The organism is Bradyrhizobium sp. BR 1433 (assembly GCF_051547665.1).
Lineage (GTDB): Bacteria > Pseudomonadota > Alphaproteobacteria > Rhizobiales > Xanthobacteraceae > Bradyrhizobium > Bradyrhizobium australafricanum.
Genome location: NZ_JBPUGG010000001.1, coordinates 1,523,527 through 1,548,752, shown reverse-complemented (window position 1 = coordinate 1,548,752; position 25,226 = coordinate 1,523,527). Strand labels below are relative to the sequence as shown.

The window sequence follows — 25,226 nt, the reverse complement described above, 5'->3', positions numbered from 1 at the left end:
GCCGCGGATCGTTGCGACGCTGCCGATCATCGTCTAACGTCCGGCGTCCATTTTCCGCCATCGCGCAATCCGCAAGGTTCATGTTTTCCCGTCTCCTGTTTTTCGTGGCGTTGCTTCTGATCCCGGGCGTGTTGCGGGCGGAAGAAACACCGGTCCAGAAGGCCGGATTTGCGAAAAAGCTGACCATCTATCTCGCCCATGGGCCACCGAACGCCTGCGGCGCCGGCTGCGATCGCTGGATCGCGATCGAAGGCGAGATCGATCGGGAAGCCGCGCAGCGGATTCGCACCTTCCTGTTTGCCAACAAGGACAGGCAGCTTCCGATCTACCTTCATTCGCCGGGCGGAAACGTCGAGCAGTCTTATGGGATCGCGCGGTTCCTGCGCGCGCACAAGGCAATCGCCCGGGTCGGCCGTACCATCGTGCCGGCCTGTTCCACCGGTACGCAGATCGACGCCGCATGCCTGAAGATCAAGGCTGCCAAGGGCGAGGTCGAGGCCGAGCTCGCCACGCGCAACGCGATGTGCGTGTCGGCCTGCGCCTATCTGTTCCTGGGCGCGACCAGCCGCGAAGTGGCGCCCGATTCGGTGCTCGCGGTGCATAACTCCAAGCTGATGTTCGTCGTCCACGGGCATCCGCCTGCGCAGGTCGTCGCGGACTTCAGGCGGCGCGAGATGGTGAGCGCCGATCGCGACCGCAATGTATTCCTCGCGGCGATGGGCATCAGCCATGAGCTCAGCGACCTCATCAAGTCCGTGAAGTTCGAGGACCTGCACGTGCTGACGCGGCCGGAGCTCTATCGATTCGGCATCGATACGCGGCCGCTGCCGGAAACCCTGTGGGCGGTGGAGAAGGAGACACGGCCCTATGTTCGCAAGATCGTGCAGCAGAAAAGGGCCGACGGCAGCGCGTTCCGCATGATGGAGTGGCGGCTGTTCTGCGAGAGCAAGGATCGCGGGCGGCTGATGTTCGTGCGCGAGTTCGAGGAGGGGGCAGCCGGCAAGACCACGGTGCTGATGATGGCCGGCGCGACCAAGACCGTTGCATTCGGCCGGTCGGCGCGGTTCGGCAAATACGAGGTCTGGAGCGAGGCGGTGACCTCGGACACCGTCAAGGCGATGCTCGCGGCCCCGCATCTGCAGATCGGCGAAAGCCCGCCGGCAGCCGACGCCAAGCTTGACGCCAAGTCTGGCGTCAAGTCTGACGTCAAGTCTGACACCAAGTCCGGCCTTGCGACATTCGATATCGGCACCACCGGGCTGGACCAGGGCTGGACGCAGCTTCTGGCATCATGCCCGGCAGCGACCGCCGCTCCGAAGCCTGCGAGCCCGTTGCCGGCCGCCGCGTCGCCGGGCGTCAGCGCGGTGCCGGCGGCATCGCCGTCGCCATGAGCGCAAGAGGCGCCGTTCGATCAGGTGCCATGCATTTAGATGCAGTTGCATCGATCTCGGCGTCTGCTAACAACGCGGCGTGAAACGCTTCGCCCCCACCGCATTGATGCTCGGCAACATCGTCACCGGCTGCTCGGTGCTGGCGCCGGCCGGCATGCTGGCGGAGTTGTCCGACGGACTCGGCGTCACGATCCACACCGCGGGTCTCCTGATTACCTTCGGCGCGATCGTGCTGTGCGTGGGCTCGCCGGTGACGGCGTGGTTGACCAGCCGGATCGAGCGGCGGGCGCTGCTGACGGCGACGCTGCTGGTGCTGACGCTGACCAATGCGGCATCCGCCTTTGTGCCGAACTACGACAGCCTCCTGATCATTCGGCTGGTGATGCTCGCGGTCGGCGTGCTCTACACGCCGCAGGCGGCGGGCACCGCGGCACTGATCGTGCCGGTGGAGAAGCGCGGCAGCACGATTGCCTACATCTTTCTCGGCTGGTCGCTCGCCGCCGCGATCGGGCTGCCGCTGATCACCTTCATCGCAAGCCGCTACGGCTTTCGCGCGACCTATGGCGCGATCGCGCTGACCGGGCTCGTCAGTTCCCTGCTGCTGTGGTGGCGGCTGCCAGGCGGACTGCACGGCGCGCCGGTTGACCTCCGAACCTGGGTCGATCTCGGCCGCAATCCGATGGTCATTCTGCTGCTGTCGATCACGACGCTGCAGATGTCCGGCCAGTTCGTGGTGTTCACCTTCATGGGACCGCTGCTCGCCAAACTGACCGGCGCCAATGCGGACGCCATCGGGATCGTGTTCGCGCTCTACGGCATCTTCGGGTTCGTCGGCATCGTGATCGCAACGCGCGTGGTGGATTCCTGGGGCGCCTGGAAGACCTCGGTCCTGTTCACTGTGCTGCTGCTCGCAGGCGTCGCCGGCTGGGCGCTGAGCGCCGGCGCCTACGCCCTGATGGCCGCCTCCGTCGCGGTGTGGGGCCTCGGCTTTGCGTCGACCAATTCGATGCAGCAGGTACGCCTGGTCGGTGCGGCGCCGGCGCTCGCTTCGGCGTCGGTCTCGCTCAATACCTCGGTGCTGTATATCGGCCAGGCCATCGGCTCCGCGATCGGTGGCTTGCTGTTCGCCCGCGAATGGCTGCACAGCGCAGGCTACGTCGCCGCGGCCTTCGTCGCGGCGGCGCTTGCGGTCGTGGTCGTCACGCGGCCGCGACGGACGGCCGCCACCGCCACGGCCGAGTGAACGGTTGGCTTTCACGCTTGTGTTCGCGAGAGCATCCCAAGCAACGATCCGCGTGAGGAACATCAGGGAGCTCGGCTGCGCGTCACCACCTCACGCTTTGGCTGGGCACGATGAACGCCGTCGTGCTTGGCTTGTTCGGATTGTGGGTGAAGTAGCCGTAGGCGGCGACGATCACGACGAGCAAGGCAAGCACGGCCAGCAAGTCGATCTGCCGGGGATCATGACCGTTGTGGCTGATTTTCCAGCGCATTGTTGTTTCCTCCCCAAGGGGGCAATGAAACAATGCGCCAACTATCGCCACAGTTCCGCCGGGCAGCAATGCGCGCCGCGCTTGGACGTGCCGCAGCAATCGATCAATTGTGGTTGACGCCGCGTCAGCCTTCGTTGACGCCGCGCCAGCGGCCATAGCGCCAGGGCAGGTACCAGCGTGCCCCGGGCGGCTTCGTCAGCGGGACATTATCGATCCCGGATGTTCCCCAGGGCTGGCAGCGCAGCAGCCGCGCCAGCGTCATCCAGCCGCCGCCCCACAGGCCGAAGCGTTCGATCGCCTCGTCGCCATAGACCGAGCAGGTCGGCAGATGCCGGCAGTTGTAGCCGACCAGCGGCGACAGCGAGTGCCGGTAGATCCAGATCAGGGCGCGGCCGAGATTGCGCGGCAAGCGGCGCATGGTGCTGGCACAGTCCATGCATCGTGGATGGTGTGTCGTTGAATGGTCTGTCGGCGGCATACGCAAGTATGTACGTAGTCTTGCGGGGGTTCCAAGCCAAGGAACTGTTTTGTTGCAGATATTTACGCCACAGTTCGTTATTATTGCACAGCACCGATGGCGCTGCAGCAAGGGCTCTATGGACGGTCCGGGTCAGCAACGCTACCGTTCCCATAACGCGCCGCTGACAGAATCGTGGCGCATTGCCATGGGGCCATTGCCACCGCTCGCATCACCAAGGGCTTGGGGAAGGAACCAAATTGAGGCTCGTCAGGTCGCTCTCGTTGCGCAGTTGGGCGCTTACCGGCGCCGTTGCCCTTTGCTTCGCGGTTTCCGGCACCGCCGCCATGGCGGGCGGTTCCGCGCAGGCGAATTCGACTCTCGAAGAGCGCAAGCTGCCGATGAAGTTCAGCTGGATCGCCTGCCAGCCGAATTGCCGCGGCTGGGTGTCCGCGGTCGGCATCATCACGGCCGATAGTCCGAGGGAATTCGACGAGTTCGCGCGCGGCCGCCAGCTCAACGGCGCCACCATCGTGCTCGATTCCAGCGGCGGCTCGGTCAACGACGCGATCGCGCTCGGCCGCCGCTTCCGCGGTCTTGGCGTGCTGACCACGGTCGGCACCAGCGTCGTCAATCAGGCCGCGCAGGGCGGCCGCGCGAGCGTTCTGCCGGATGCTTATTGCGAGTCGATGTGCGTGTTCCTGCTGTTGTCGGGCAAGACGCGCTACGTTCCGCCGGCGGCCCATGTCCGCGTGCATCAGATCTGGATGGGCGATCGCGCCGACGACGCCAAGGCCGCGAGCTACACCGCGCAGGACCTGATGATCGTCGAGCGCGATATCGGCCGTCTTGCCAAGTACACCTTCGATATGGGCGGCGCGGGGGATCTGCTGGCGCTCTCGCTCAGCGTGCCGCCGTGGGAAGACCTGCACGAATTGTCGGCGGCCGAATTGCGGCTGACCAATCTCATTACCACCGATGCGGTTGCCGACGTGCTGCCGCGGCAGGACAACAGCAAGGACAACGCAATTCCCGTCGCCGAGGCGAAGCCGAAGAACAACGATCGCTTCGTGAGCAGCGCGATGGAGGGCGAGGCGTCGCAGGCGAGAGCGACCAAGACCGCCGAGGTCGTGGTGCCGACCGGCGGCAGCGCAGCGCCGGCGCCGGTCCAGCCCGCGCAGTAAGAACGCACATTGTCGCGTCGTTCCGGGACGCGTAAGCGGACCACAGATGCGCAATTGCGCATCGGGGAACCTCGAGATTCCGGGTTCGATGCTGCGCATCGCCCCGGAATGACCTGACATGCAATTTTACGCCGGCTGCTTCGCCTTGGCCTCGATCTGGCCGATCGCATCGACCACTGCATCGAAGGTCAGCAGGGTCGAGGCATGGCGGGCCTTGTAGTCGCGCACCGGCTCGAGCAGCGCGATATCGGCCCATTTGCCGCCCTGCGGGGGCTGGCCATTTTCCTTCAGCATCTTGCGGACCGTCTCGCGCAATTCGCGCAGCTCGTCCGCGGTCGAGCCCACCACCCGGCTCGCCATGATCGAGGAGGAGGCCTGGCCGAGCGCACAGGCCTTCACGTCATGGGCGAAATCCGTCACCACGGGACCGTCCATCTTGAGGTCGACCTTGACGGTCGAACCGCACAATTTGGAGTGGGCGGTGGCGCTGGCGTCCGGGTCGGCCAGCCGTCCGAGGCGCGGAATATTGCCGGCCAACTCGATGATCCGCTTGTTGTAAATGTCGTTCAGCATGGGGACAGATGCCTGGTTCCGGCGGTGCCGGGCGCTCTTGGCGGCTGGGTTGCACCGTCCTATATATGGACGGCAACGCCGGAAACATAGCCCGGCCATGCAGCCACCGCGGCCCACCTCCGCCGCGGCGGTGCTACAATTGTGGGACTCAGGCGCCCGGCGGTCGAACCATCCGCCCCGTCTGCCCGGTGACACATCCGGACCAAGGTCAAATCCGAGGGCCGGTCGAACGGAGAAGACATGGACGCCTTGATCAAATCGATTCGCCCCAACAAGCCGGCCGACGCCAAGCCCGGCGAACTCGACCCCTCAGAATTCATGACGGCGGCCGTTCGTGCCGACCAGCCGCGCCCGTCGCGGGCGGAGGCGGAGGACGCCGTGAAGACGCTGCTCGCCTATATCGGCGAGAACACTGGCCGCGAGGGCCTGCTCGACACGCCGCGCCGGGTCGTCGAGGCCTATGACGAGCTCTATCAGGGCTACCACCAGTGCCCGGCCGAGGTGCTGAACCGCACCTTCGGCGAGACCGCCGGCTACGACGATTTCGTCCTCGTCCGCGACATCGAGTTCACCTCGCAGTGCGAGCATCACATGATGCCGTTCTACGGCAAGGCGCATATTGCCTATACGCCGGTGGAGCGCGTCGTCGGCCTCTCCAAGCTGGCGCGGCTGACCGACATCTTCGCCCGCCGTCTGCAGACCCAGGAGCATCTCACCGCGCAGGTCGCGGCTGCGATCGACGAGGTGCTGAAGCCGCGCGGCGTTGCCGTGCTGATCGAGGCGGAGCATACCTGCATGTCGGTGCGCGGCGTTGCCAAGCATGGTGCATCGACCTTCACCAGCCGCTTCACTGGCATGTTCCGCGACAATCCGGCGGAGCAGCAGCGTTTCTTGTCCCTGGTGCGAGGACCGAACCGGTAACCTCGCATTTTCCTGAGCGAGGTTTTCCGTGTCCGCAGCGACCCACGATCACGACCGCGAGGAGGGGCTGGCCTTCCAGCCCAAATTCGACGCGGCAGGTCTTGTGACCTGTGTCGCGACCGATGCCGCGACCGGCGATGTGCTGATGGTCGCGCACATGAACGACGAGGCCCTGCGCAAGACGATCGCGACCGGCGAAGGCTGGTACTTCAGCCGTTCGCGCAATGCGCTGTGGCGCAAGGGCGAGAGCTCGGGCCAGACCCAGCGCGTGGTCGAGATCCGGATGGATTGCGATCAGGACGCGGTGTGGATCAAGGTCGAGCAGATCGGCGCCGCCTGCCACACCGGACGGCGATCCTGCTTCTATCGCGCGGTGAAGGACGAGGGTGGCAATGTCAGCCTGTCCTTTGTCGATGCCGATCGCATGTTCGATCCGGCGCAGGTCTATCGCAAATAGATCATTGATCTGAATCAAGTACAGCGCGGCGAAGTCGTGTACTTCGTTGCCCCCTGTTACGCCATGCGCAAGCCGTTGCGCACGGTCGTCTCTGGGGGTGAACTGTGGCGCATCGCCTGATACCGCTTGTTGGGTTTCTTGCCTGGGCTGTGTGGCCGATCGGCGCGGCGCAATCGCAAACGACCGAGCGTGCGCCCGATACCATGGCCGCGCGCGTCCTTGCCTGTGCGCCGTGTCACGGCGCCGAAGGCGAGGGCACCAGCGACGCCTATTTCCCGCGGCTGGCCGGCAAGCCGGCGGGCTATCTCTACAACCAGCTCATCGCATTCCGGGATGGACGGCGGAAATATCCGCCGATGAACTACCTGCTGGAGTTTCAGACCGACGATTACCTGAAGAAGATCGCCGAATATTTCGCCTCGCTCAGGCCGGCATTTCCGCCGCCGGTCCCGCCGGTCGACAGCAAGGAGATTCTGGCGCGCGGCGAGACGATCGTGAAAAACGGCGATCCGCAGCACGGCATTCCGCCCTGTTCAGCCTGCCATGGTCCCACATTGGGCGGCATGGAGCCCGGCATTCCCGGCCTGCTTGGCCTGCGCGCGGCCTATATCAGCGGCCAACTCGGGGGCTGGCGCTACGGTACGCGGACCGCGTTCGCTCCCGATTGCATGCAGATCGTCGCGGGCCTGCTGACGGAGGACGACGTGAAGGCGGTGGCCGCCTACCTGTCGTCGCGTCCGGCGCCGGCGGATCCATCCTTCGCGCCGCGAGGCAGCCTTCCGATGCCGCTCGAATGCGGCAGCGAACCGCATTGAAGGGATCGTGCCGATGTCGCGAACCTTAACAGGACTGCTTGTCGGACTGATGCTGGCATTGTCGCCGATTGGAGCAGCGGCGCAGCAGAAGGCGGCCGATCCGGCCGTCGTCGCCAAGGGTGAGTATCTCGCACGCGCCGGCGATTGCATCGCCTGCCACACCGCGCGCGAAGGCAAGACCTTCGCCGGCGGCCTGCCGATGAAGACACCATTCGGCACGCTCTACACGTCGAACATCACGCCCGACCCGCAAACCGGGATCGGCACGTGGACCTCCGATCAGTTCTACCAGATGATGCACAATGGCCGCTTCCCCGACGGCGGCCTGGTCTATCCGGCGATGCCGTTCGCCTCCTATACCAAGGTGACGCGCGAGGACAGCGACGCGATCTACGCCTATTTGCGCACGGTGCCGCCGGTCAGGCAGCTCAACAAGCCGCATGACCTGACATTCCCGTTCAACAACCGCTCGCTGATCCTCGGCTGGCGCACGCTGTTCTTCAGGGAAGGCGAGTTCAAGCCTGATCCGACGAAGTCGGCGGAGTGGAACAGAGGTAACTATCTGGTCGAGGGGCTGGGTCATTGCGGGATGTGTCACACCCCGATCAATGCGCTCGGCGGCAGCAAGCAGTCGCAGGCCTTCGAGGGCGGCCTGATCCCGATGCAGAACTGGTACGCGCCGTCGCTGACTTCCAACAAGGAGACGGGGCTCGGCGACTGGACGATCGAGGAGATCGTCGACTGATCTGCGCAAGGGCGTGTCCGCCAAGGGCGCCGTGTACGGGCCGATGGCCGAGGTCGTCTACAACAGCCTGCAATATCTCAATGATGATGATGCGCGCGCGATGGCGGTCTATCTGAAGGGCCTTGCGCAGGGCGGTCCTCCGGAGAAGGCGTCGACTTCGCTGCCGTCGGCCGAGAGCAGTCTGCTGCTGTCCTTTGGCAAGTCGATCTATGACCGCGACTGCGCAAGCTGTCATGGTGCGATCGGGCAGGGCATGCCGCCGGATTATCCGCCGCTTGCCGGCAATCAGTCGATCCAGATGGTCTCCGCGGTGAACCCGATCCGGATGGTGCTCAATGGCGGGTATCCGCCGGGCACGTCGGGCAATCCGATGCCCCACGGCATGCCGCCGTTCGCGCAGAAGCTGTCGGATGACGAGGTCGCGGCTGTCGTGACCTACATTCGAACGGCCTGGGGCAATCGCGGCGAGCCGGTGTCGGCGCGGCAGGCCAACGAACTGCGGGCAGCAACGCTGAATTAGGAGCGCGATCATGATCAACTCGTCTTCGCCGCAACGGCCGGCATCGGGCTCGGAAGACGATCATGTCGAGACCATCGTACGCGCCGGTCCGGGCGGCGCGGTCGCGGTCGCGGGCATTGCGACGGCCGTCGTGGTCGGGTTGTGGTTTGCATTCTATCTGCTGGTCTTCCTGCCGCGGAGCGTTCCCTGATGGCAAGTGAGACCGATCACAGCCTCGGCGAGGCCGTTGCCGCACGGATCGAGCGGCGCTGGGCGACGCTGTCGATCGTCATTGTCGGCGTCCTGGTCGGCATGGCGGCCTATATCGGCATCCATCAGGCGACGATGCCGCAGGGCCGAGTCGAAACCGCCGATCCCAAGACGCTGCATCTGTCGGGCGAATTCGTCGAAAGCAATCTCGGCAGCGAAATGCAGGCCGACGGATCGGTCACCGTGCGCGCGATTGGCCAGCAATATTCCTTCACGCCGCAATGCATCGTGGTGCCCGCGGAGACTCCGATCACCTTCCGCGCCACCAGCGCCGATGTCGTCCACGGTTTCCTGATCGAGGGCACCAACATCAACACGATGCTGGTGCCGGGCTACGTCACGGACCTGCCGGTGCGCTTCAAGGCGCCGGGCGATCACGTGATGCCGTGCCAGGAATCTGCGGCATCGGCCACCAGGGCATGTGGGGCAAGGTCAAGGTGATCGACAAGGCCGCGTTCCGTGACAAGGCGGCAGCGAAGCGGAGGCTGACCTGTGTTGATTAACAAGCGGCTGATCGCGGCGCATTTCTGGCTTGCCTTCATCGTGTTCGGTGTCGCGCTGGTGCTCGGCGCCTGGCAGATGTTCGTGCGCAGCCCGTTGAACGCCTGGCATTTCAATCCGGAATTCTACTATCGCTCGGTCACCGCCCATGGCTCGGCGATGGGATACGTATTCCCGACACTGATCGCGATGGGATTCGGTTACGCGATCACCGAAGCCTCGCTCGAGAAAGAGTTGGTCGGACGGCGCTGGGCCTGGGTGGGCTTCTTCCTGGTCGCCGTCGGCGCCGTCGTCGCGATGATCCCGGTGTCGCTCGGGCTCGCCTCGGTGCTCTACACCTTCTATCCGCCGATGGTCGGCAATCCCTTCTATTACATCGGCGTCGTCATGGTCGTGGTCGGCTCATGGATCTGGGTCGCGCTGATGGTGACCAATTTCGTGATCTGGAAGCGCGAGAACCCGGGCAAGCCGGTGCCGCTTGCGATGTACGCCAATGTCGCGGGCTCGCTACTCTGGGGCTGGACCGCGGTCGGCGCGGCGCTCGAAATCCTGTTCCAGATCCTGCCCGTCGCGCTTGGGCTGAAGTCGACGATCGATGCGGGGCTGGCCCGCGTCTTCTTCTCCTGGACGCTGCACGCCATCGTCTATTTCTGGCTGATCCCGACCTACATCGCCTATTACACGATCTTCCCGCGGGCGATCGGCGGCCGGCTCTTCAGCGACGCGATGGCGCGGATCTCGTTCATCCTGTTCGTCGTGGTCGCGATGCCGATCGGCGTGCATCACCTGTTTGCCGACCCGCAGGTCGGCGCCGGATTCAAGTTCATGCACTCCGTGTTCACCGGCCTCGTCGCGCTGCCGACGCTGCTCACGGTGTTCACGATCTGCGCGTCGGCGGAGATTGCCAGCCGCCTGCGTGGCGGCCGCGGCGCATTCGGCTGGATCGGCGCGCTGCCATGGTCCAATCCGGTCATGCTGGCGACGGCACTGTCGCTGGTCATGCTCGGCTTCGGAGGCGCCGGCGGTCTGATCAACATGAGCTATCAGCTCGATGCCACCGTGCACAACACGCAGTGGATCACCGGCCATTTCCACCTGATCTTCGGTGGCGCCATCGTGATCATGTATTTCGCCATCGCCTATGATCTGTGGCCGCATCTGACCGACCGGGCGCTGGACAGTTTTGGCCTGATGCGCACGCAGCTCTGGCTGTGGTTCATCGGCATGATCGTGACCACCTTCCCGTGGCACTATGTCGGCATCCTCGGCATGCCGCGCCGCATGGCGTTTTATGACTATGCCAACCCCGCGATCTCGCCACAGGCCCTGTCGGTCACGATGTCGGCAATCGGCGGGTTCATTCTTCTGATATCGGGCCTGCTGTTCCTGCTGGTGCTGATCCGCGGGCAGTTCGGCGCGCGAGGCGAGGCGGGCGCGTACCGCTTCGCGGTGCCGCTGCACATGCCGACACGGATTCCGGTCGCGCTCAACTCATTCGGCCTGTGGCTCGCGTTGATGGTCGGTCTCACCGTGGTGAACTATGGTTTCCCGATCGCGCAGCTGATGGCGCTGAACCAGACCAGCGTGCCTGCGGTCTATGTCGGAGCAGGCCGATGAGCGACCAGCCGCTGTTCTCGCTTCGCAATCCGTGGTTCGGCGCCAGCGTCGGCATCACGGTTGCCATCGCTGTGTTGTCGGCCGTCGCAGGCCTGATCTGGTTGCCGCTGGCGCAGCCCAATTTGAAGCTTGCGGGGGTCTGGGATGCGATCTGCAGCGCGGCCGGCGTTCCGCGTGCCGCCGTGCAGGAGCCCGGCATCAAGCCGGATTTCAAGACGTCCAATGTCATCATGACGTCGGAGATGCTGACCAAGGTGAATCAGGTCTCGATCGGGCGGGGCGCAACGCTGGCGCAGCGCTGCGCGATCTGCCACGGACCGCAGGGCGTCAGCGACGCCCATTCACCGAACCTCGCCGGGCAATTTGCCGCGGTGACCTACAAGGAGCTGAATGACTTCAAGGCCAGCGCGCGGGTCAGCGTGGTGATGAGCCCGTTCGCAGCGGCGATGAGCGATCAGGACATGAAGGATGTCGCGGCCTATTACGCCTATCTGCCGCGGGTGCCTTCGAACAATCTGGACACCGCGCGTCCCGCGCCGGCGATCGTGGTGACGGGCGCCCCGATGCGCAACATCGCGCCTTGCGGCTCCTGCCACGGCGATGTCGACAACAAGGCGGGAAGCCCCTGGCTGGGCGGCCAGTCGGCAGTCTACATCAAGGCACAGCTCGAGGCCTTTGCATCCGGGGCCCGCCGCAACGACATCAGTCAGCAGATGCGCAACATCGCGCGCCAGATGACGGCCGAGGAGATCGACCAGGTCGCGCATTACTACGAGGCCCAGCCCTGAACCGGCGCTATTAACGCGCCATTAACCATAATTACGGCACCTTGACGGGACATGGGTGCCGATTGCCGGCGCCCGGCAAGGCACCCGGACAGATGGCGGTCGACCTCTTCAATGCGACGGCTTCGGCAGGTGTCGATCCCTCGCGCCTCAAGGTCGCGAGCTCGATCAAGCAGGCGGCCGCGACCACCGGCACGAGCTTCGAATATCTGCTCACGACCGCGAAGATGGAATCCAATTTCAATCCGCGGGCCGGCGCCACGACCTCGTCGGCGCATGGACTTTATCAATTCATCGACCAGACCTGGCTCGGCACCGTCAAGGAGGCCGGAAGCCAGCTCGGTTATGGCCAGTACGCCGACGCCATCACCAGGAATTCCGACGGCAGCTATTCGGTCAGCGATCCCTCGGCGCGCGCCGCGGTCATGAAGCTGCGCGACGATCCGGACGCGGCGTCCTCGATGGCAGCGGTGCTGACGCAGTCCAACAGCTTCAAGCTCACCGGTAAGCTCGGCCGCCGTCCGACCGATGCCGAACTCTACATGGCCCACTTCATGGGCGTTGGCGGCGCCGGCAAGCTGATCTCGAGTGCCGAGGACAGCCCGAGCGCCAATGCGGCCGCGATGTTTCCGAAGGCGGCAGCCGCCAACCAGTCGATCTTCTACGACAGGTCGGGCAACGCGCGCAGCGTCAGCCAGGTCTATTCGGTGTTGACCACGCGCTACGCCGCGGCCGCGAACTCCCAGGACACGCGCACCGCCTTCGCCGCGGCCGGCGGCGACACCATGTCGCCTTACGCGATCGCAAGCGCCGCGCCCACCACGGCGCTGACCATGGACACCGCGTCCTATCTCTCGACCTTCCCGGACTCCCGGTCGGCGACGCCCGTCGCTGCGACCTCGGCCGTCGCATCGGCGCAGCCGGCGCCGACCTTCCGCTCGCTCTACCAGGCCGGCGACCGCTCGGAGCCGATCTCCCCGGCGGTGCAGGAGCTGTGGGGCAATTCCGCCTCGCTGACGTCATCGGCGACGCCGAAGGTCCGCGCGCCCGGACGGCTCGACCTGTTCAGCGATCCGAGCGGCACCTACAGCAACGGCTAGCGCTGTCTTGCTGCGCGCGCGAAGCCGCGCGCCGTTGCGGCTTTAACGAAACGTCAATAATCCCAAACGTTTATGGTGAACCCTTTGTTAAGCGTCATGGTTTATTTTTCCTTGCGTGGCGTCGTATGTCGATGCCGTTTCGTTGCGTAAGCCGGAAGGACCATGATCGTTCGGCAGTTTATTAGTTGGATTAGGACCGCTCCAGCAGGTGAGCGAGCAGAGGCAACGCGAGCGTTGGCCCGGGCCTGGCTCATCTCGGATCTCACCGAGGACGACCGCATCGCAGCCGAAGGCGCGCTGCTGATGCTGCTCGACGACCCGTCGCCGCTGGTACGGCAGGCGATGGCCGAGGTGTTCGCGCGCAGCGTGGACGCGCCTGCCGCAATCGTACAGGCGCTGTCGGCCGACCAGCCGGCGATCGCGCTGCCGGTGCTGGAGCATTCACCGCTCCTGATCGATGCCGACCTCGTCGACATCGTCGCCACTGGCTCCGACGAGATGCAGTGCGCGATCGCGCGCCGCACCAATCTGCCGGCCTCCGTCGCCGCCGCGATTGCCGAGGTCGGCTCGGCGGCCGCCGCGCTCGAGCTGATCGAGAATCCTTACGCCGGCCTCGCGCCGTTCTCCTGGGATCGCATCGTCGAGCGCCACGGCCATCTCGCCGCCATCAGGGAATCGATGCTGCAGCTGGAAGACTTGCCGTCGGCAACGCGGCTGGCGCTGGTCGCAAAGCTCTCCGACACGCTGGCGCAGTTCGTCGTCGCGCGAAACTGGCTCGGCGCCGATCGGGCCGACCGCATCGCCGGCGAGGCCAGGGAGCGCTCGACGGTGAACATCGCCGCGCGCGCCTTCGGCGACGACATGCAGAACCTGATCACGCATCTGCGCGCCACCGGGCAATTGACCGCCGGGTTGATCCTGCGCGCGCTGCTGTCGGGCAATCTCGATCTGTTCGGGGCGGCGCTCGCCGAACTGTCCGGGCTGCCCTATGGCCGCGTCTCCGCGCTGTTGAACGACCGCGGCGGCAACGGCCTGCAGGCGCTGCTGCGCCGCGCCGGCTTGCCGGAATCCACCTACGCCGCGTTCCGCGTCGCGCTCGAGGCCAGCCACGAGGTCGGCTATGTCGACAGCGGTGACGGCGCGGCGCGGCTGCATCGCCGCATGGTGGAGCGGGTGCTGACGCATTGCGAGACCGATCATTCGGCGGCCGAGCCGCTCCTGATCCTGCTGCGCCGCTTTGCGACCGAATCGGCCCGCGAGGACGCACGGATGTTCTGCGAGGAGCTCGCCGCGGAAGACGCCATCGCGGTGCTGCCCTACGACGACGATCTCATCGCGGCCTGAGGGCCGCGCTTCCTTCCCATCGATGGATGCTTGAGTGGGCTGCGCAACGCGAGCAGCCGGCCGCGCGGCTATTCGCCGGGCACGATGCTCGGCGCGAGGATCGCCTCGAGGTGCTCGGGACGGTCGCGGTTGGCGTGGGTCAGGAATTCGTCGGCGATGCCGCGGAGCTGCTTGCTCAGCACGCCGGCGACGACCGCGGTGTCGAGCTTGGTGCGGTTGCGCACGATCGCCTGCACGGCGTTGATGTGGTGCGCAATCAGCTGCGGCGGCACGGCGCCGAGATCCGGCGCGTGCTCGATGATGCGGCACAGGCTCTCCGCGGCTGCGGCCGCCGACGGATAGCCGAATGTCGCGGCATCGCCCTTGATATCATGCGCGGCGCGGAACAGCTCCTCGCGCGTCTTGTCGCTGAAGCCCTCGCGCAGCACGGTGGCGTGCGCGGCGGAGAGGCGGTCGGCCTCGATCGTCATCCACTCCTTGAACTCGCCCGACAGCCCGGCGAGCGCCTTTTCGGCGCGGCCGACCGGATCGTCGAGATCGCTCTCGGGGACGCGCAGCAGCATCTTGCGCAGCGGATTGGGCTGCGTGATGACGTGGTGCGTGCCGAAACTCTTGACCTCGATCGTCCCGGGTTTGTCTTTCGCCATGGCGATGTCCTAGATGGCCGAGCGCGCCTTTTCGAGCAGCGACGGCTGTTGCAGCACCTCGACCTCGCCGCTGCCGCGGCGTTCGGGGCCGATATAGGTGTTGGTGGTGTTCCGGCGGCGGTCGGGGCCGAAATAGGTCTTGGTCTTGATGAACGGGCGCGGATTGGCGACCACGTTCATGATGCGCTGGTAGAGGCCCTTGGCCGAGATCGGCTTGGCCAAGAATTCGGTGACGCCGGCATCGCGCGCCACCGTGACACGGCGCTTCTCGGAATGCCCGGTCAGCATGATGATCGGCGCGTAGGGGTTGCCCTTGGATTCCGGCTGGCGGATCATCTGCGCAAGCTCGAGCCCGTCGAAGATCGGCATCGACCAGTCGGTGATGACGATGTCGGGCACGTAGTGCGTATACATTTCGAGCGCGGTGGCACCGTCCTCGGCCTCATACACTTCGCGCGCGCCGAACGAATGCAGCAGCGTCCGCAGGATGCGGCGCATATGCGGATTGTCGTCGCAAATCAAAAATCGCAGCTTGTTGAAATCGATGCGATACATGGTCCGGCCCTGATAGGGCATACCGGGCCAATGCGGTATTACCCGACGTTAACCATATCCCGCCGGGGGTTAATGATTGGTTGCCGGGCAAGGGGCAGACGCCGTCAGTAGCCGAACTGCTCGCGCAGGATGCGTTCTTCCAGCGAGTGGCCGGGGTCGAACAGCATCCGCATCGCGATCGTCTTGTCGGACAGCACCTCGACCCGGCGGACGTCGCGGACCTCGTCATGGTCGGCGACCGCTGCGACCGGGCGCTTCTCGCCCTCGATCACCTCGATCACCACGAAGGCGGAATTCGGCAGCAGCGCGCCGCGCCAGCGCCGCGGCCGGAACGCGCTGATCGGGGTCAGCGCCAACAGCGCCGCGTTGATCGGCAGGATCGGCCCCTGGGCGGAGAGGTTGTAGGCGGTCGATCCGGCCGGCGTCGCCACCAGGATGCCGTCGGCCATCAGCTCGGGCATCCGCTCGTGCTCGTCGATCAGGATGCGCAGCTTGGCGACCTGGTAGGTCTGCCGGAACAACGCGACCTCGTTGATGGCATGATGCAGATGCACGGCGCCGTGGATGTCGGTCGCGCGCATCAACAGCGGATTGATCAGCGACTCCCGCGCGGCGGCAAGCCGGGCGCGCAGATCATGCGTCGAATATTCGTTCATCAGGAAGCCGACCGTGCCGCGGTGCATGCCGTAGATCGGCTTGCCGCTGCGCATGTTGGCGTGCAGCGTCTGCAGCATCAAACCGTCGCCGCCGAGCGCGACCACGACGTCGGCATCCGCGGGTAGATGGTTGCCGTACATTTCCGTCAGCTGCTCGAGCGCCGACTGCGCTTCCACGCTCGCGCTGGCGACGAAGGCGATCTTGTCATACCGCTTGGAGCTGGCCATTCGCTCACGAACTCGTTTGGCACGGAACACGCCGCGCTCGTCTATACATCCCGGGCGGCCTTGTCGAGATGGTCCGGGAACGGACCGCATGCCACGCCGGCGCCGCCAAACTAGCGCAGTTTGTTGCTGGATTGCGTAAATCGGGGCGCAGGGAGTGAACGATATGGCTAACAGTCTTACGACACGGTTCGCCGCGGCGTTGCTGGTGGCCTGCCTTGCGACCGCGGCGCGAGCCGACGATGACGTCCCGCAGCCATCGCCGTCGCCGAGCGCGCAGGCCCCAAGCGGCCAGAACCCAGGTGGTCAGAACCCGAGCGGCCAGAAAGGGCGGGCAGGACGCGGCGGCGAGGCCGGCTCCGGCGCCGGCACTGCTGCCAATGCCCCTGCAGCCGAGCAGCACCGCCTGCCGCCGGACTCCACGACCAAGCAATCGGCCGCGCTGCCGAACCGTACCCTTAACTTCAGCGCGACCGCGGGTTCGATCCGCGTGTTCGACGACAAGGGCGAGCCGCTGGCCGACATCGCTTATACGTCCTACCAACTCGACGGCGCCGAGAAGGCGAACCGGCCGGTGACCTTCCTGTTCAACGGCGGTCCGGGCTCCGCGTCGGCCTGGCTGCAATTGGGCAATGTCGGGCCGTGGCGGCTGCCGTTCGACGGCGCGGTGTCCTCGGCCGCGCCCGAGCTGCAGGCCAATGCCGATACCTGGCTCGATTTCACCGATCTCGTCTTCATCGACCCTGTCGGCACCGGCTACAGCCGCTTTGTCACCACCTCGGAGGAGGCGCGCAAGCGCTTCTTCACCGTTGACGGCGACGCCAATTCGGTCGCGCTGGTGATCCGCCGCTGGCTGGAGAAATACGACCGGCTGACCTCGCCGAAATATCTCGTCGGCGAAAGCTATGGCGGCATTCGCGGGCCCAAGGTGGTGCGCAATCTGCAAATGCAGCAGGGCGTCGGCGTCCGCGGCCTGGTGCTGATCTCGCCGGTGCTCGATTTCCGCGAATATACCGGCTCCAGCCTCCTGCAATATGTCGCAAGCCTGCCGACCATGGCGGCGGTGGCGCGACAGACGAAGGGTCCGGTGACGCGCGAGGATCTCGCCGACGTCGAGAGCTATGCGCGCGGCGATTTCCTGCTCGACCTCGTCAGGGGTCAGGCCGACACCGAGGCCACCACGCGGCTCGCCGACAAGGTCGCGAGCCTGACCGGGATCGATCAGGTGGTGAGCCGCAGGCTGGCCGGCCGCTTCGACATCGGCGAATTCCGCCGCGAGTTCGATCGCAAGAGCGGCAAGGTGACCGGCCGCTACGACGCCTCCATCGAGGGCTTCGATCCCTATCCGGATTCCAGCTATTTCCGCTTCAACGATCCGTCCGGCGATCCGCTGATGGCGCCCTTGACCAGCGCCGCCGTCGACCTCACCACGCGCAAGCTGAACTGGCGGCCGGACGGCTCCTATCATCTGCTCAGCGAAAGCGTGAACAAGGCCTGGGAGTTCGGTCACGGCATCAGTCCGGCGGAGTCGGTGACGCAGCTTCGCCAGGCGCTGGCGCTCGACCCCAACCTGAAACTCCTGGTCGGCCACGGCCTGTTCGATCTCGCCACGCCGTACTTCGCCTCGAAGATCATCCTCGATCAGTTGCCGGCCTTCGCGGGCCCGAGCCGCACCAGGCTCGCGGTCTATCCCGGCGGCCACATGTTCTACTCCCGCGACGGCTCGCGCCAGGCGTTCCGCAAGGAGGTCGAGGCGCTGATGAAGTGAGGGGGTGTGGCAGTTTAGATTGCGCCGCGTGCCGCAAATGTTGTCGTCGTCCTGGCGAAAGCCCATAGGCGCTAAAATAGGATTTGCGCCTTGGATTCGCTTGTGATTCCAAGATGGAATGGCACACGAATCGCTTGTGAACAAAGATTGGGCGCGCGTTGTCGCCCAACTTGGCGGAGCCGATGCTCTGAACATTAGCGCGCGCAAGACGAAGGCGTTTGTCCGTCCGCGGGAGATCAGCAATGCGGTCGAACTTGCTGCGCCTGATCTTGGCTTATTGCCTTGGTGAGAAAGGGCTGCGGTTGACGGCGGCATGGGCCACGTCGGTTGGGCTTGTCGATATCTCCAACGTGGCTCTGTTGTATCGCTTACGTCAGTGCGGAGATTGGCTGGCAATCTTGGTCGAGCAGGCGCTTGCCGCCGCGGCGCCGAAGGCGAGCTGCGGTCGTCTGATCCGTATTGTTGACGCCACGACGGTCCCCAAGGCTGGGACGAGCGGCAGGAACAAGAACGCAGTGTGGCGTATCCATAGCGCGTTCGATCTTCCGCAGGAGCGCTTTGGTCACTTCGAACTGACCGATCAGCGAGCGGGCGAGACGCTGGATCGGATACCGGCGGTTGCCGGTGAGATCCGTCTTGCCGATCGCGCCTATCTGCAACCGGAGCGCATGGCGCATCTCGTCGATGCCGATGCGGACTTCGTGATCCGGGCCGGCTGGAAGAGCGCGCGCTGGCTCGATGCCGAAGGTAATCTTGTTGACCTCACTGCCGAACTGCGCAACGCCTCGGCGCGTGGCCTGATCGATCGGCCGATTTGGATAAAGCGCAAGTCAGGTGCGCCGCCGCTCGCAGTGCGTCTGGTTGCCGCGAAGAAGCCGGTGCAAGCTGCTGCGGCTGCGCGACGCAAGGCGCGCCGGACCGCACAAAAGGGAGGTCATCAGCTCTCCAGGCAAACACTTGACGCCGCAGATTGGGTGATCCTGGTGACCTCACTCAGGCCAGAGGACTTCACGACTGCAGATATCCTCGCCCTCTATCGGCTGCGATGGCGCATTGAGCTCGGCTTCAAGCGGCTGAAAAGCCTGATTGGCCTGAAGGGACCTCCCGGAACCGACGAGCGGTCCGCCAGACCCCATATCCTCGCTCATCTGCTGATCATTCTATTGCTCGAGCCGCTCGTCGACGAACTCGAAGACTCTCCCCGCTTGGCCGACGCCGCCTGACCCACCCAGTGACGTGGCGTCTGCTGCGCCAGCTCGTCGCTTCGCTACGGCAAGCGATCATTCCACAGCCCGCAATCGCTCTACTCAGCAGAGCCAGTCACGCTCTCCGGCGACATCTACGCGAGCCACCCAGACATAAGCGCCACTATCAGACTATGATCAAACTATCTTAGCGCCTATGGGCGAAAGCCAGGACCCATAACCACCGAATTCGATTGTTAACGGGATCGCGGCCCCGACGTCGCGCAACAAATTCCTTATGGGGTAGTGGGTCCGGCTTTCGCCGGGACGACATCGGTTGTGTGGCACAGCCGACATCCACATTCGTCGTCCCGGCCCTCGTGCGCAATTGCGCACCAGGCCGGGACGACACTGATTGTTGCGGTGCCATGCACCCGCATTCTCGCGGTATGCTTCGCTCGAAAACGCTTAGCGTTCACGGCTCCACGGGAAGAGGGAGGCCGGGAAATCGGCCGCGTAGCGGTGACCGATCGGCGGGCGGGGCTCTTCTTGTGGAGGATTCCGGTCAGGCTCGACCACCTTCCTGTAAAGATGCCAGGTCGCATGACCGAGCACCGGCAGAACGACGCAGAGACCGACGAAGAATGGCAGTGAGCCCACCGCCAGCAATACCGCAACGATCAATCCCCACGCGGCCATCTCAATTGGATTTATCATCACGGCCCGTATCGAGGTGCGGATCGCATCGATCGCGGTCGCGTGACGGTCGAGCATCAGTGGAAATGACACGACGCTGACGCATAGGGCAACCAAGGCGAAAAGGAAGCCGACGCCGCATCCGACGATGATGAGCGACCAGCCTTCGGGCGTCGTCAACACACGCTTTGCGAAATCAGGGATGCTCGCAGCCGGCGCATAACCGAACGTCATGATGTAGATCGCGTCCGCGGTGGCGATCCAGACCCCGAACAGAACGAACAGAAGAACGCCAAGTTCGAACATGGCGCCGAACGACGGCGCGCGCAGCACCTGCATTGCATCCCAGGCTCCTGGCTCCTCTCCGCGTTCGCGCCGTCGGCTCAGTTCGTAGAGGCCGAGGCCGGCGAAAGGACCGATCAGGGCGAAGCCGGCGGCGAGCGGAAACAGCAGCGGCAGCACCGAATAGCCAAGCACAAGTCTGAACAGGACAAGTCCGAGCACGGGATACATCACGCACAGGACGATTGCGTGGGTCGGGATGGCCTTGAAGTCTTCCCAGCCGAGGCGCAACGCGTCGCCCAGGTCGGAAAGGCTGATCTTGCGAACGACGAAGGCGGTAGAGACGCCAAACAATTGCAGCTTGGGTCGTGCGAACACCGTGGTCATGGTTCCGGTCTCCTTGCTTGTGGCCGCAGGGGAACGGAGCGCCATCAACACACGCACATCCGCCTCATGCGCGAAAATCGCGACTGAGTCCGGCAAATCAGAATTCAACCAGAAGGAGCTTGCCGGACGACATCTGTCGCAACCGGTCCAGTAAAACTAGTCCGATGCGCGGCAGAAGCAAGGTGGCGAATACGGTCGGGAGAATTGTGCAGGTGCACACACGAGGTCTTGCGATGCACCATGCGATAGGGGAGGGCCGATCAGTGTTCGCGGCATCCAATGCATCCAACACGCGCCGGACAGCGGCGGGCATTACTCCTCTATTGACGTCTGGCTCGATGGGTACCATGTTGATGCTTGACGCCCCCAGCTCCGATGAGGTTGCGGCCGTGACGTTGAGTTTTTGTCATGTCCCAGCATCGCGACCGGCAGAATGGGCGAGGCAAAAGCCACGGTGATGGTGAACGTGAGACCATCCCTCTGACGTGAGCTCCGCCCTTTCGTTCGTCTCCGCAGCCTTCGATGGCAAGGAGGAATGAGGGATGGCTGTAGCGATCTTACTGCTCCTGGTTGCCGTCGCCTCGGTGCTGTTCCACCTCTACAGCCCCTGGTGGTGGACCCCGATTGCCTCGAACTGGAGCTATATCGACCACACGATCAACCTGACATTCTGGATCACCGGAGCGGTGTTCTGCGCGGTGATCGTGTTCATGGCCTATTGCGTCCTGCGCTTTCACCACACCGAGGGACGGCGCGCCCACTACAATCCCGAGAACAAGAAGCTCGAATGGTGGCTCAGCATCGGCACCGCGATCGGCGTCGTCGCCATGCTGGCGCCAGGCCTCATCGTCTGGCACCAGTTCGTCACCGTTCCCGCCGACGCGACCGACGTCGAGGTCGTCGGACAACAGTGGATGTGGAGTTATCGGCTTCCGGGAAAGGACGGCCGGCTCGGTACGTCAGATGCGCGCCTGATCAGCTCCGACAATCCACTCGGGTTGAATTCCAATGATCCGAACGGGCAGGACGACATCGTCGTGCAAAACGAGGATCTGCATCTGCCGGTCGGGAAGCCGGTGAAGGTGCTGCTCCGCTCGATCGACGTCCTGCATGATTTCTACGTGCCCGAGTTCCGGGCGAAGATGGATATGATCCCTGGCTCGGTGACCTACTACTGGCTCACGCCGACCCGGACCGGAACCTTCGACGTCCTCTGCGCCGAGCTTTGCGGTGCCGCGCACGCACAGATGCGCAGCAAGGTCGTCGTGGAAGAAGAGAAGGAATATCACGCGTGGCTGGACAAGCAGCACACGTTCGCCGCCTTGTCCGGCCAGCGCAACGTCGCGAAGGCCGCGTACAAGACTGGAAGCGAATGAACATGCCGACGAGGATCGGCCGGGTGTTCGGCCGGATATGAAGTGAACTCGTCGCTGAGCGGAAGACCAAGGAGGGTATTCCGATGGTCGATATCCCGTTTGATGAGGTCGCAGGCATCCCGCCCGCCGAAGTAGGTGAGGTCGAGCTCTATCATCCGCACAGCTGGTGGACGAGGTACGTCTTTTCGCAAGACGCCAAGGTGATCGCCGTCCAGTACTCGATCACGGCGATGTCGATCGGAATGGTTGCGCTGGTGCTGTCGTGGATGATGCGGCTGCAACTGGGGTTTCCCGGCACGTTCTCCTTTATCGATGCCAACCAGTACCTTCAGTTCATCACCATGCACGGCATGATCATGGTGATCTACCTGCTCACGGCGTTGTTCCTTGGCGGCTTCGGCAACTACCTCATCCCGCTGATGGTTGGCGCGCGGGACATGGTCTTCCCCTACGTGAACATGCTGAGCTATTGGGTCTACCTGCTCGCGGTGCTGGTGCTGGCCGCGACGTTCTTCGTGCCGGGCGGGCCGACCGGCGCCGGCTGGAACGCTTTATCCACCCCAGGCGATTCTCTCCGGTACCCCCGGGCAGGACTGGGGCATCGTTCTCATGCTGGCCTCGCTGATCCTGTTCATCATCGGCTTCACGATGGGCGGGCTCAATTACGTGGTAACAGTATTGCAGGCCCGCACACGCGGCATGACCTTGATGCGCATGCCCTTGACGGTGTGGGGCATCTTCACCGCGACCGTGATGGCGCTGCTGGCGTTCCCGGCGCTGTTCGTGGCCTCGGTGATGCTGCTGCTGGACCGCCTCCTTGGAACCAGCTTCTTCATGCCGACACTGGTCGAAATGGGCCAGCTGACCAAGTACGGCGGCGGCAGCCCGATCCTGTTCCAGCATTTGTTCTGGTTCTTCGGCCATCCCGAGGTCTACATCGTCGCGCTGCCGGCGTTCGGCATCATCTCGGATCTGATCAGTACGCACGCGCGCAAGAACATCTTCGGCTATCGCATGATGGTCTGGGCGATCGTGGCGATCGGGGCGCTCAGCTTCGTCGTGTGGGCGCACCACATGTATGTCAGCGGCATGCACCCGTATTTCGGGTTCTTCTTCGCCACCACGACGCTCATCATCGCGATCCCGACCGCGATCAAGGTCTACAACTGGGTGCTGACGCTTTGGCGCGGCGACATCCATCTCACGGTGCCGATGCTGTTTGCGCTCGGTTTCATCGTCACCTTCGTCAATGGCGGCCTGACGGGTCTGTTCCTCGGCAACGTTGTCGTCGACGTTCCGCTGTCCGATACGATGTTCGTCGTCGCGCACTTCCACATGGTGATGGGGATTGCGCCGATCATGGCCGTGTTCGGCGGGATCTATCATTGGTATCCGAAAGTCACCGGGCGGATGCTCAATGACGCGCTCGGACGCTTCCACTTCTGGGTGACGTTCATCGGAGCCTATGCAGTGTTCTTCCCGATGCACTATCTCGGCCTGCTCGGGATGCCGCGCCGCTATCACGACATCGGCGAGACCTCGTTCGTCCCGGCCTCCGCCCATGACCTCAATGCGTTCATGAGCGTGGCGGCGCTGATTGTCGGCTTCGCTCAGCTCGTCTTCCTGTTCAATCTGGTCTGGAGCCTGTTCAAGGGAAAAGAGGCGGGCGGCAATCCCTGGGTGCCACCTCGCTGGAATGGCAGACGCCGGAGACCCCGCCGGGGCACGGCAACTGGGGCAAGGCGCTCCCCGTCGTCTATCGCTGGGCCTACGATTACAGCGTGCCCGGTTCCGCGAGGGACTTCATCCCGCAGAATGAACCGCCGGCCAAGGTGCTGGCCCAGGGAGCCCATCCGTGAGTGCCATCGTCCTGTTCATTGCTACGATTGCAGCGATCGCGGGATGGTGGCTCTCGCAGCAACGGCTGGCCGCCAAGCCGTGGCTGGAGCAGGGCATTGCCGTGGATCTTCGCGGCGATCGCGGCTCTTCGGTGCCGGCGGCGAAAATCGGCCTCGGTGTTTTTCTCGCGGTGGTCGGCTCGCTGTTCGCGCTCCTGATCAGCGCCTACTCGATGCGCACCACCATGGTGGACTGGCGCGAGTTGCCGCTGCCGAAGTTAGTCTGGTTCAACACCGGCGTCCTCGTCATCAGCAGCGTGGCGCTGCAATGGGCGCTGATGGCCGCGCGCCGCGACGACCATGAGGGCCTGATCGCGGGCCTGTTGGTCGGCGGTGCATCGGCCGTGATGTTCCTGATCGGGCAGCTCGTGGTGTGGCAGCAGCTCAACATCGCCGGCTATGTCATGGCGTCGAATCCGGCCAATTCCTTCTTCTACCTGATCACCGCGCTCCACGGGCTGCACGTGACCGGCGGCCTGGTGGCGCTCGGCAGGTCGACCGTCAAACTGTGGCGGGGCGCGCCGATGACGCAGATGCGCCTGAGCGTCGAGCTTTGTACCATCTACTGGCACTTCCTGTTGTTGGTCTGGCTGGTCCTGCTCGGTCTGCTGACGGGCTGGACCGACAATTTCGTCGACATCTGTCGCCAGTTGCTCACCTAGCGAGGGCAGGAAGCGATGACCGAAACCACATTCGCAACCCCCAAGGCGCTGCCCGGAACGATACCCGGATTGCGCGGCATCGCCGCCGACTGGGCCTCGGACCAGCGCGCGTTCAAGAACGTGTCCTGGGGGAAGGCCATGATGTGGATCTTCCTTCTGAGCGACACCTTCATCTTCAGCTGCTTCCTGCTGTCGTACATGACGGCGCGAATGTCGACGACCGTGCCGTGGCCCAACCCCAGCGAAGTATTCGCGCTCAATATCGGCGGTCAGCACATCCCGCTCATCCTGATCGCGATCATGACCTTCATCCTGATCAGCAGCAGCGGGACGATGGCGATGGCCGTCAACTTCGGTTACCGCCGGGATCGCGTCAAAACGGCAGCCTTGATGCTGGCCACCGCGGCATTTGGCGCGACGTTCGTCGGAATGCAGGCTTTCGAATGGACCAAGCTGATCATGGAAGGCGTGCGGCCCTGGGGCAACCCGTGGGGCGCACCGCAATTTGGCGCTTCCTTCTTCATGATCACCGGCTTCCACGGCACCCACGTGACCATCGGCGTGATCTTCCTGATCGCCATCGCGCGAAAGGTTTGGCGGGGAGACTTCGACGTCGAGCGGCGCGGCTTTTTCACGAGCCGCAAGGGCTACTACGAGATCGTCGAAATCATGGGCCTGTACTGGCATTTCGTCGATCTGGTCTGGGTGTTCATCTTTGCCTTCTTTTATCTCTGGTGA

At 64.3% G+C, this 25,226-nt stretch carries 23 protein-coding genes and 3 pseudogenes; 19 read left to right on the top strand and 7 right to left on the bottom strand.

Going from position 1 to position 25,226, the window contains the following annotated elements:
- The first annotated feature begins 80 nt into the window (after nt 1–80).
- Together ACSKB9_RS07860 and ACSKB9_RS07855 are read left to right on the top strand one after the other, a co-directional pair.
- Nucleotides 81–1,391, top strand: coding sequence for an ATP-dependent Clp protease proteolytic subunit (locus ACSKB9_RS07860; protein WP_438072386.1), 1,311 nt, complete (start codon nt 81–83; stop codon nt 1,389–1,391).
- A gap of 106 nt (nt 1,392–1,497) precedes the next feature.
- Entirely contained in the window at nt 1,498–2,634 is a 1,137-nt protein-coding gene (locus ACSKB9_RS07855; RefSeq protein ID WP_438080103.1) for an MFS transporter, read from the top strand.
- A gap of 82 nt (nt 2,635–2,716) precedes the next feature.
- Here the strand turns inward: ACSKB9_RS07855 and ACSKB9_RS07850 are convergent, their stop codons facing one another.
- Both ACSKB9_RS07850 and yidD read right to left on the bottom strand, forming a co-directional pair.
- On the bottom strand, nt 2,717–2,884 hold the full coding sequence (locus ACSKB9_RS07850) for a hypothetical protein (protein WP_016843922.1): 168 nt from the start codon (nt 2,882–2,884) through the stop codon (nt 2,717–2,719).
- A gap of 124 nt (nt 2,885–3,008) precedes the next feature.
- A complete protein-coding gene (yidD, locus tag ACSKB9_RS07845; RefSeq protein ID WP_438072384.1) occupies nt 3,009–3,320 on the bottom strand; it encodes a membrane protein insertion efficiency factor YidD in 312 nt (103 codons plus the stop codon).
- Between the two features lie 368 nt (nt 3,321–3,688).
- On the opposite strand from yidD, the gene ACSKB9_RS07840 reads away from it, so the two are divergent.
- Nucleotides 3,689–4,525 carry a hypothetical protein gene (locus ACSKB9_RS07840; RefSeq protein WP_253639525.1) on the top strand — a complete coding sequence of 279 codons (837 nt, stop codon included), beginning with the start codon at nt 3,689–3,691 and terminating at the stop codon, nt 4,523–4,525.
- A 126-nt stretch (nt 4,526–4,651) separates the two neighbouring features.
- Here ACSKB9_RS07840 and ACSKB9_RS07835 read toward each other — a convergent pair whose 3' ends face one another.
- Complete coding sequence (locus ACSKB9_RS07835) at nt 4,652–5,098, bottom strand: iron-sulfur cluster assembly scaffold protein (RefSeq protein ID WP_057019663.1); 447 nt, start codon at nt 5,096–5,098, stop codon at nt 4,652–4,654.
- 240 nt (nt 5,099–5,338) lie between these two features.
- Between ACSKB9_RS07835 and folE the strand changes: the two genes are divergently transcribed.
- From folE to ACSKB9_RS07785, 10 genes and pseudogenes are all read left to right on the top strand, one after another.
- The gene (gene folE, locus ACSKB9_RS07830) at nt 5,339–6,019 is read left to right on the top strand and encodes a GTP cyclohydrolase I FolE (protein WP_016843918.1); all 681 of its coding nucleotides are present in this window, start codon (nt 5,339–5,341) and stop codon (nt 6,017–6,019) included.
- Between the two features lie 28 nt (nt 6,020–6,047).
- Nucleotides 6,048–6,476 (top strand): phosphoribosyl-AMP cyclohydrolase, encoded by a 429-nt coding sequence (gene hisI, locus ACSKB9_RS07825; RefSeq protein WP_438072381.1) that lies wholly within the window; start codon nt 6,048–6,050, stop codon nt 6,474–6,476.
- 203 nt (nt 6,477–6,679) lie between these two features.
- Nucleotides 6,680–7,291: a c-type cytochrome gene (locus tag ACSKB9_RS07820; RefSeq protein WP_229159873.1), complete on the top strand. Its 612-nt coding sequence runs from the start codon at nt 6,680–6,682 to the stop codon at nt 7,289–7,291.
- Nucleotides 7,292–7,340: 49 nt separating this feature from the next.
- Nucleotides 7,341–8,556, top strand: a pseudogene (locus ACSKB9_RS07815) (c-type cytochrome).
- 10 nt (nt 8,557–8,566) lie between these two features.
- Nucleotides 8,567–8,746 (top strand): hypothetical protein, encoded by a 180-nt coding sequence (locus tag ACSKB9_RS07810; protein ID WP_438072379.1) that lies wholly within the window; start codon nt 8,567–8,569, stop codon nt 8,744–8,746.
- Nucleotides 8,746–9,308: pseudogene (locus ACSKB9_RS07805) on the top strand (cytochrome C oxidase subunit II). Before ACSKB9_RS07810 ends, ACSKB9_RS07805 begins: the two are co-directional and overlap by 1 nt.
- Nucleotides 9,298–10,923 (top strand): b(o/a)3-type cytochrome-c oxidase subunit 1, encoded by a 1,626-nt coding sequence (locus ACSKB9_RS07800; RefSeq protein ID WP_438072377.1) that lies wholly within the window; start codon nt 9,298–9,300, stop codon nt 10,921–10,923. Before ACSKB9_RS07805 ends, ACSKB9_RS07800 begins: the two are co-directional and overlap by 11 nt.
- Entirely contained in the window at nt 10,920–11,711 is a 792-nt protein-coding gene (locus tag ACSKB9_RS07795) for a c-type cytochrome (RefSeq protein ID WP_438072375.1), read from the top strand. Before ACSKB9_RS07800 ends, ACSKB9_RS07795 begins: the two co-directional genes overlap by 4 nt.
- A 92-nt stretch (nt 11,712–11,803) precedes the next feature.
- Nucleotides 11,804–12,808: a transglycosylase SLT domain-containing protein gene (locus tag ACSKB9_RS07790; protein ID WP_438072373.1), complete on the top strand. Its 1,005-nt coding sequence runs from the start codon at nt 11,804–11,806 to the stop codon at nt 12,806–12,808.
- Between the two features lie 162 nt (nt 12,809–12,970).
- Nucleotides 12,971–14,152, top strand: a complete 1,182-nt coding sequence (locus tag ACSKB9_RS07785) for a DUF2336 domain-containing protein (RefSeq protein WP_438072372.1) — start codon at nt 12,971–12,973, stop codon at nt 14,150–14,152.
- Nucleotides 14,153–14,220: 68 nt separating this feature from the next.
- Here the strand turns inward: ACSKB9_RS07785 and ACSKB9_RS07780 are convergent, their stop codons facing one another.
- From ACSKB9_RS07780 to ACSKB9_RS07770, 3 genes are all read right to left on the bottom strand, one after another.
- Entirely contained in the window at nt 14,221–14,799 is a 579-nt protein-coding gene (locus tag ACSKB9_RS07780) for an Hpt domain-containing protein (protein WP_016843908.1), read from the bottom strand.
- A gap of 9 nt (nt 14,800–14,808) precedes the next feature.
- Complete coding sequence (locus tag ACSKB9_RS07775) at nt 14,809–15,354, bottom strand: response regulator (RefSeq protein WP_028336173.1); 546 nt, start codon at nt 15,352–15,354, stop codon at nt 14,809–14,811.
- Nucleotides 15,355–15,458: 104 nt separating this feature from the next.
- Entirely contained in the window at nt 15,459–16,238 is a 780-nt protein-coding gene (locus tag ACSKB9_RS07770) for an NAD kinase (protein ID WP_253608058.1), read from the bottom strand.
- Between the two features lie 163 nt (nt 16,239–16,401).
- Between ACSKB9_RS07770 and ACSKB9_RS07765 the strand changes: the two genes are divergently transcribed.
- Both ACSKB9_RS07765 and ACSKB9_RS07760 read left to right on the top strand, forming a co-directional pair.
- A complete protein-coding gene (locus ACSKB9_RS07765; RefSeq protein ID WP_438072370.1) occupies nt 16,402–18,003 on the top strand; it encodes a S10 family peptidase in 1,602 nt (533 codons plus the stop codon).
- A 242-nt stretch (nt 18,004–18,245) separates the two neighbouring features.
- The gene (locus tag ACSKB9_RS07760) at nt 18,246–19,226 is read left to right on the top strand and encodes an IS4 family transposase (RefSeq protein WP_438072368.1); all 981 of its coding nucleotides are present in this window, start codon (nt 18,246–18,248) and stop codon (nt 19,224–19,226) included.
- 429 nt (nt 19,227–19,655) lie between these two features.
- On the opposite strand, the gene ACSKB9_RS07755 is transcribed toward ACSKB9_RS07760, so the two are convergent.
- Nucleotides 19,656–20,552 (bottom strand): DUF2189 domain-containing protein, encoded by an 897-nt coding sequence (locus ACSKB9_RS07755; RefSeq protein ID WP_438072367.1) that lies wholly within the window; start codon nt 20,550–20,552, stop codon nt 19,656–19,658.
- Nucleotides 20,553–21,094: 542 nt separating this feature from the next.
- Here ACSKB9_RS07755 and ACSKB9_RS07750 point away from each other — a divergent pair.
- From ACSKB9_RS07750 to ACSKB9_RS07735, 4 genes and pseudogenes are all read left to right on the top strand, one after another.
- Complete coding sequence (locus tag ACSKB9_RS07750; RefSeq protein ID WP_438072365.1) at nt 21,095–21,928, top strand: cytochrome c oxidase subunit II; 834 nt, start codon at nt 21,095–21,097, stop codon at nt 21,926–21,928.
- 83 nt (nt 21,929–22,011) lie between these two features.
- Nucleotides 22,012–23,787 (top strand): annotated as a pseudogene (gene ctaD / locus ACSKB9_RS07745) (cytochrome c oxidase subunit I).
- Nucleotides 23,784–24,488: a cytochrome c oxidase subunit 3 gene (locus tag ACSKB9_RS07740; protein ID WP_438072363.1), complete on the top strand. Its 705-nt coding sequence runs from the start codon at nt 23,784–23,786 to the stop codon at nt 24,486–24,488. Before ctaD ends, ACSKB9_RS07740 begins: the two are co-directional and overlap by 4 nt.
- A 15-nt stretch (nt 24,489–24,503) precedes the next feature.
- Nucleotides 24,504–25,226: a heme-copper oxidase subunit III family protein gene (locus tag ACSKB9_RS07735; protein ID WP_438072362.1), complete on the top strand. Its 723-nt coding sequence runs from the start codon at nt 24,504–24,506 to the stop codon at nt 25,224–25,226.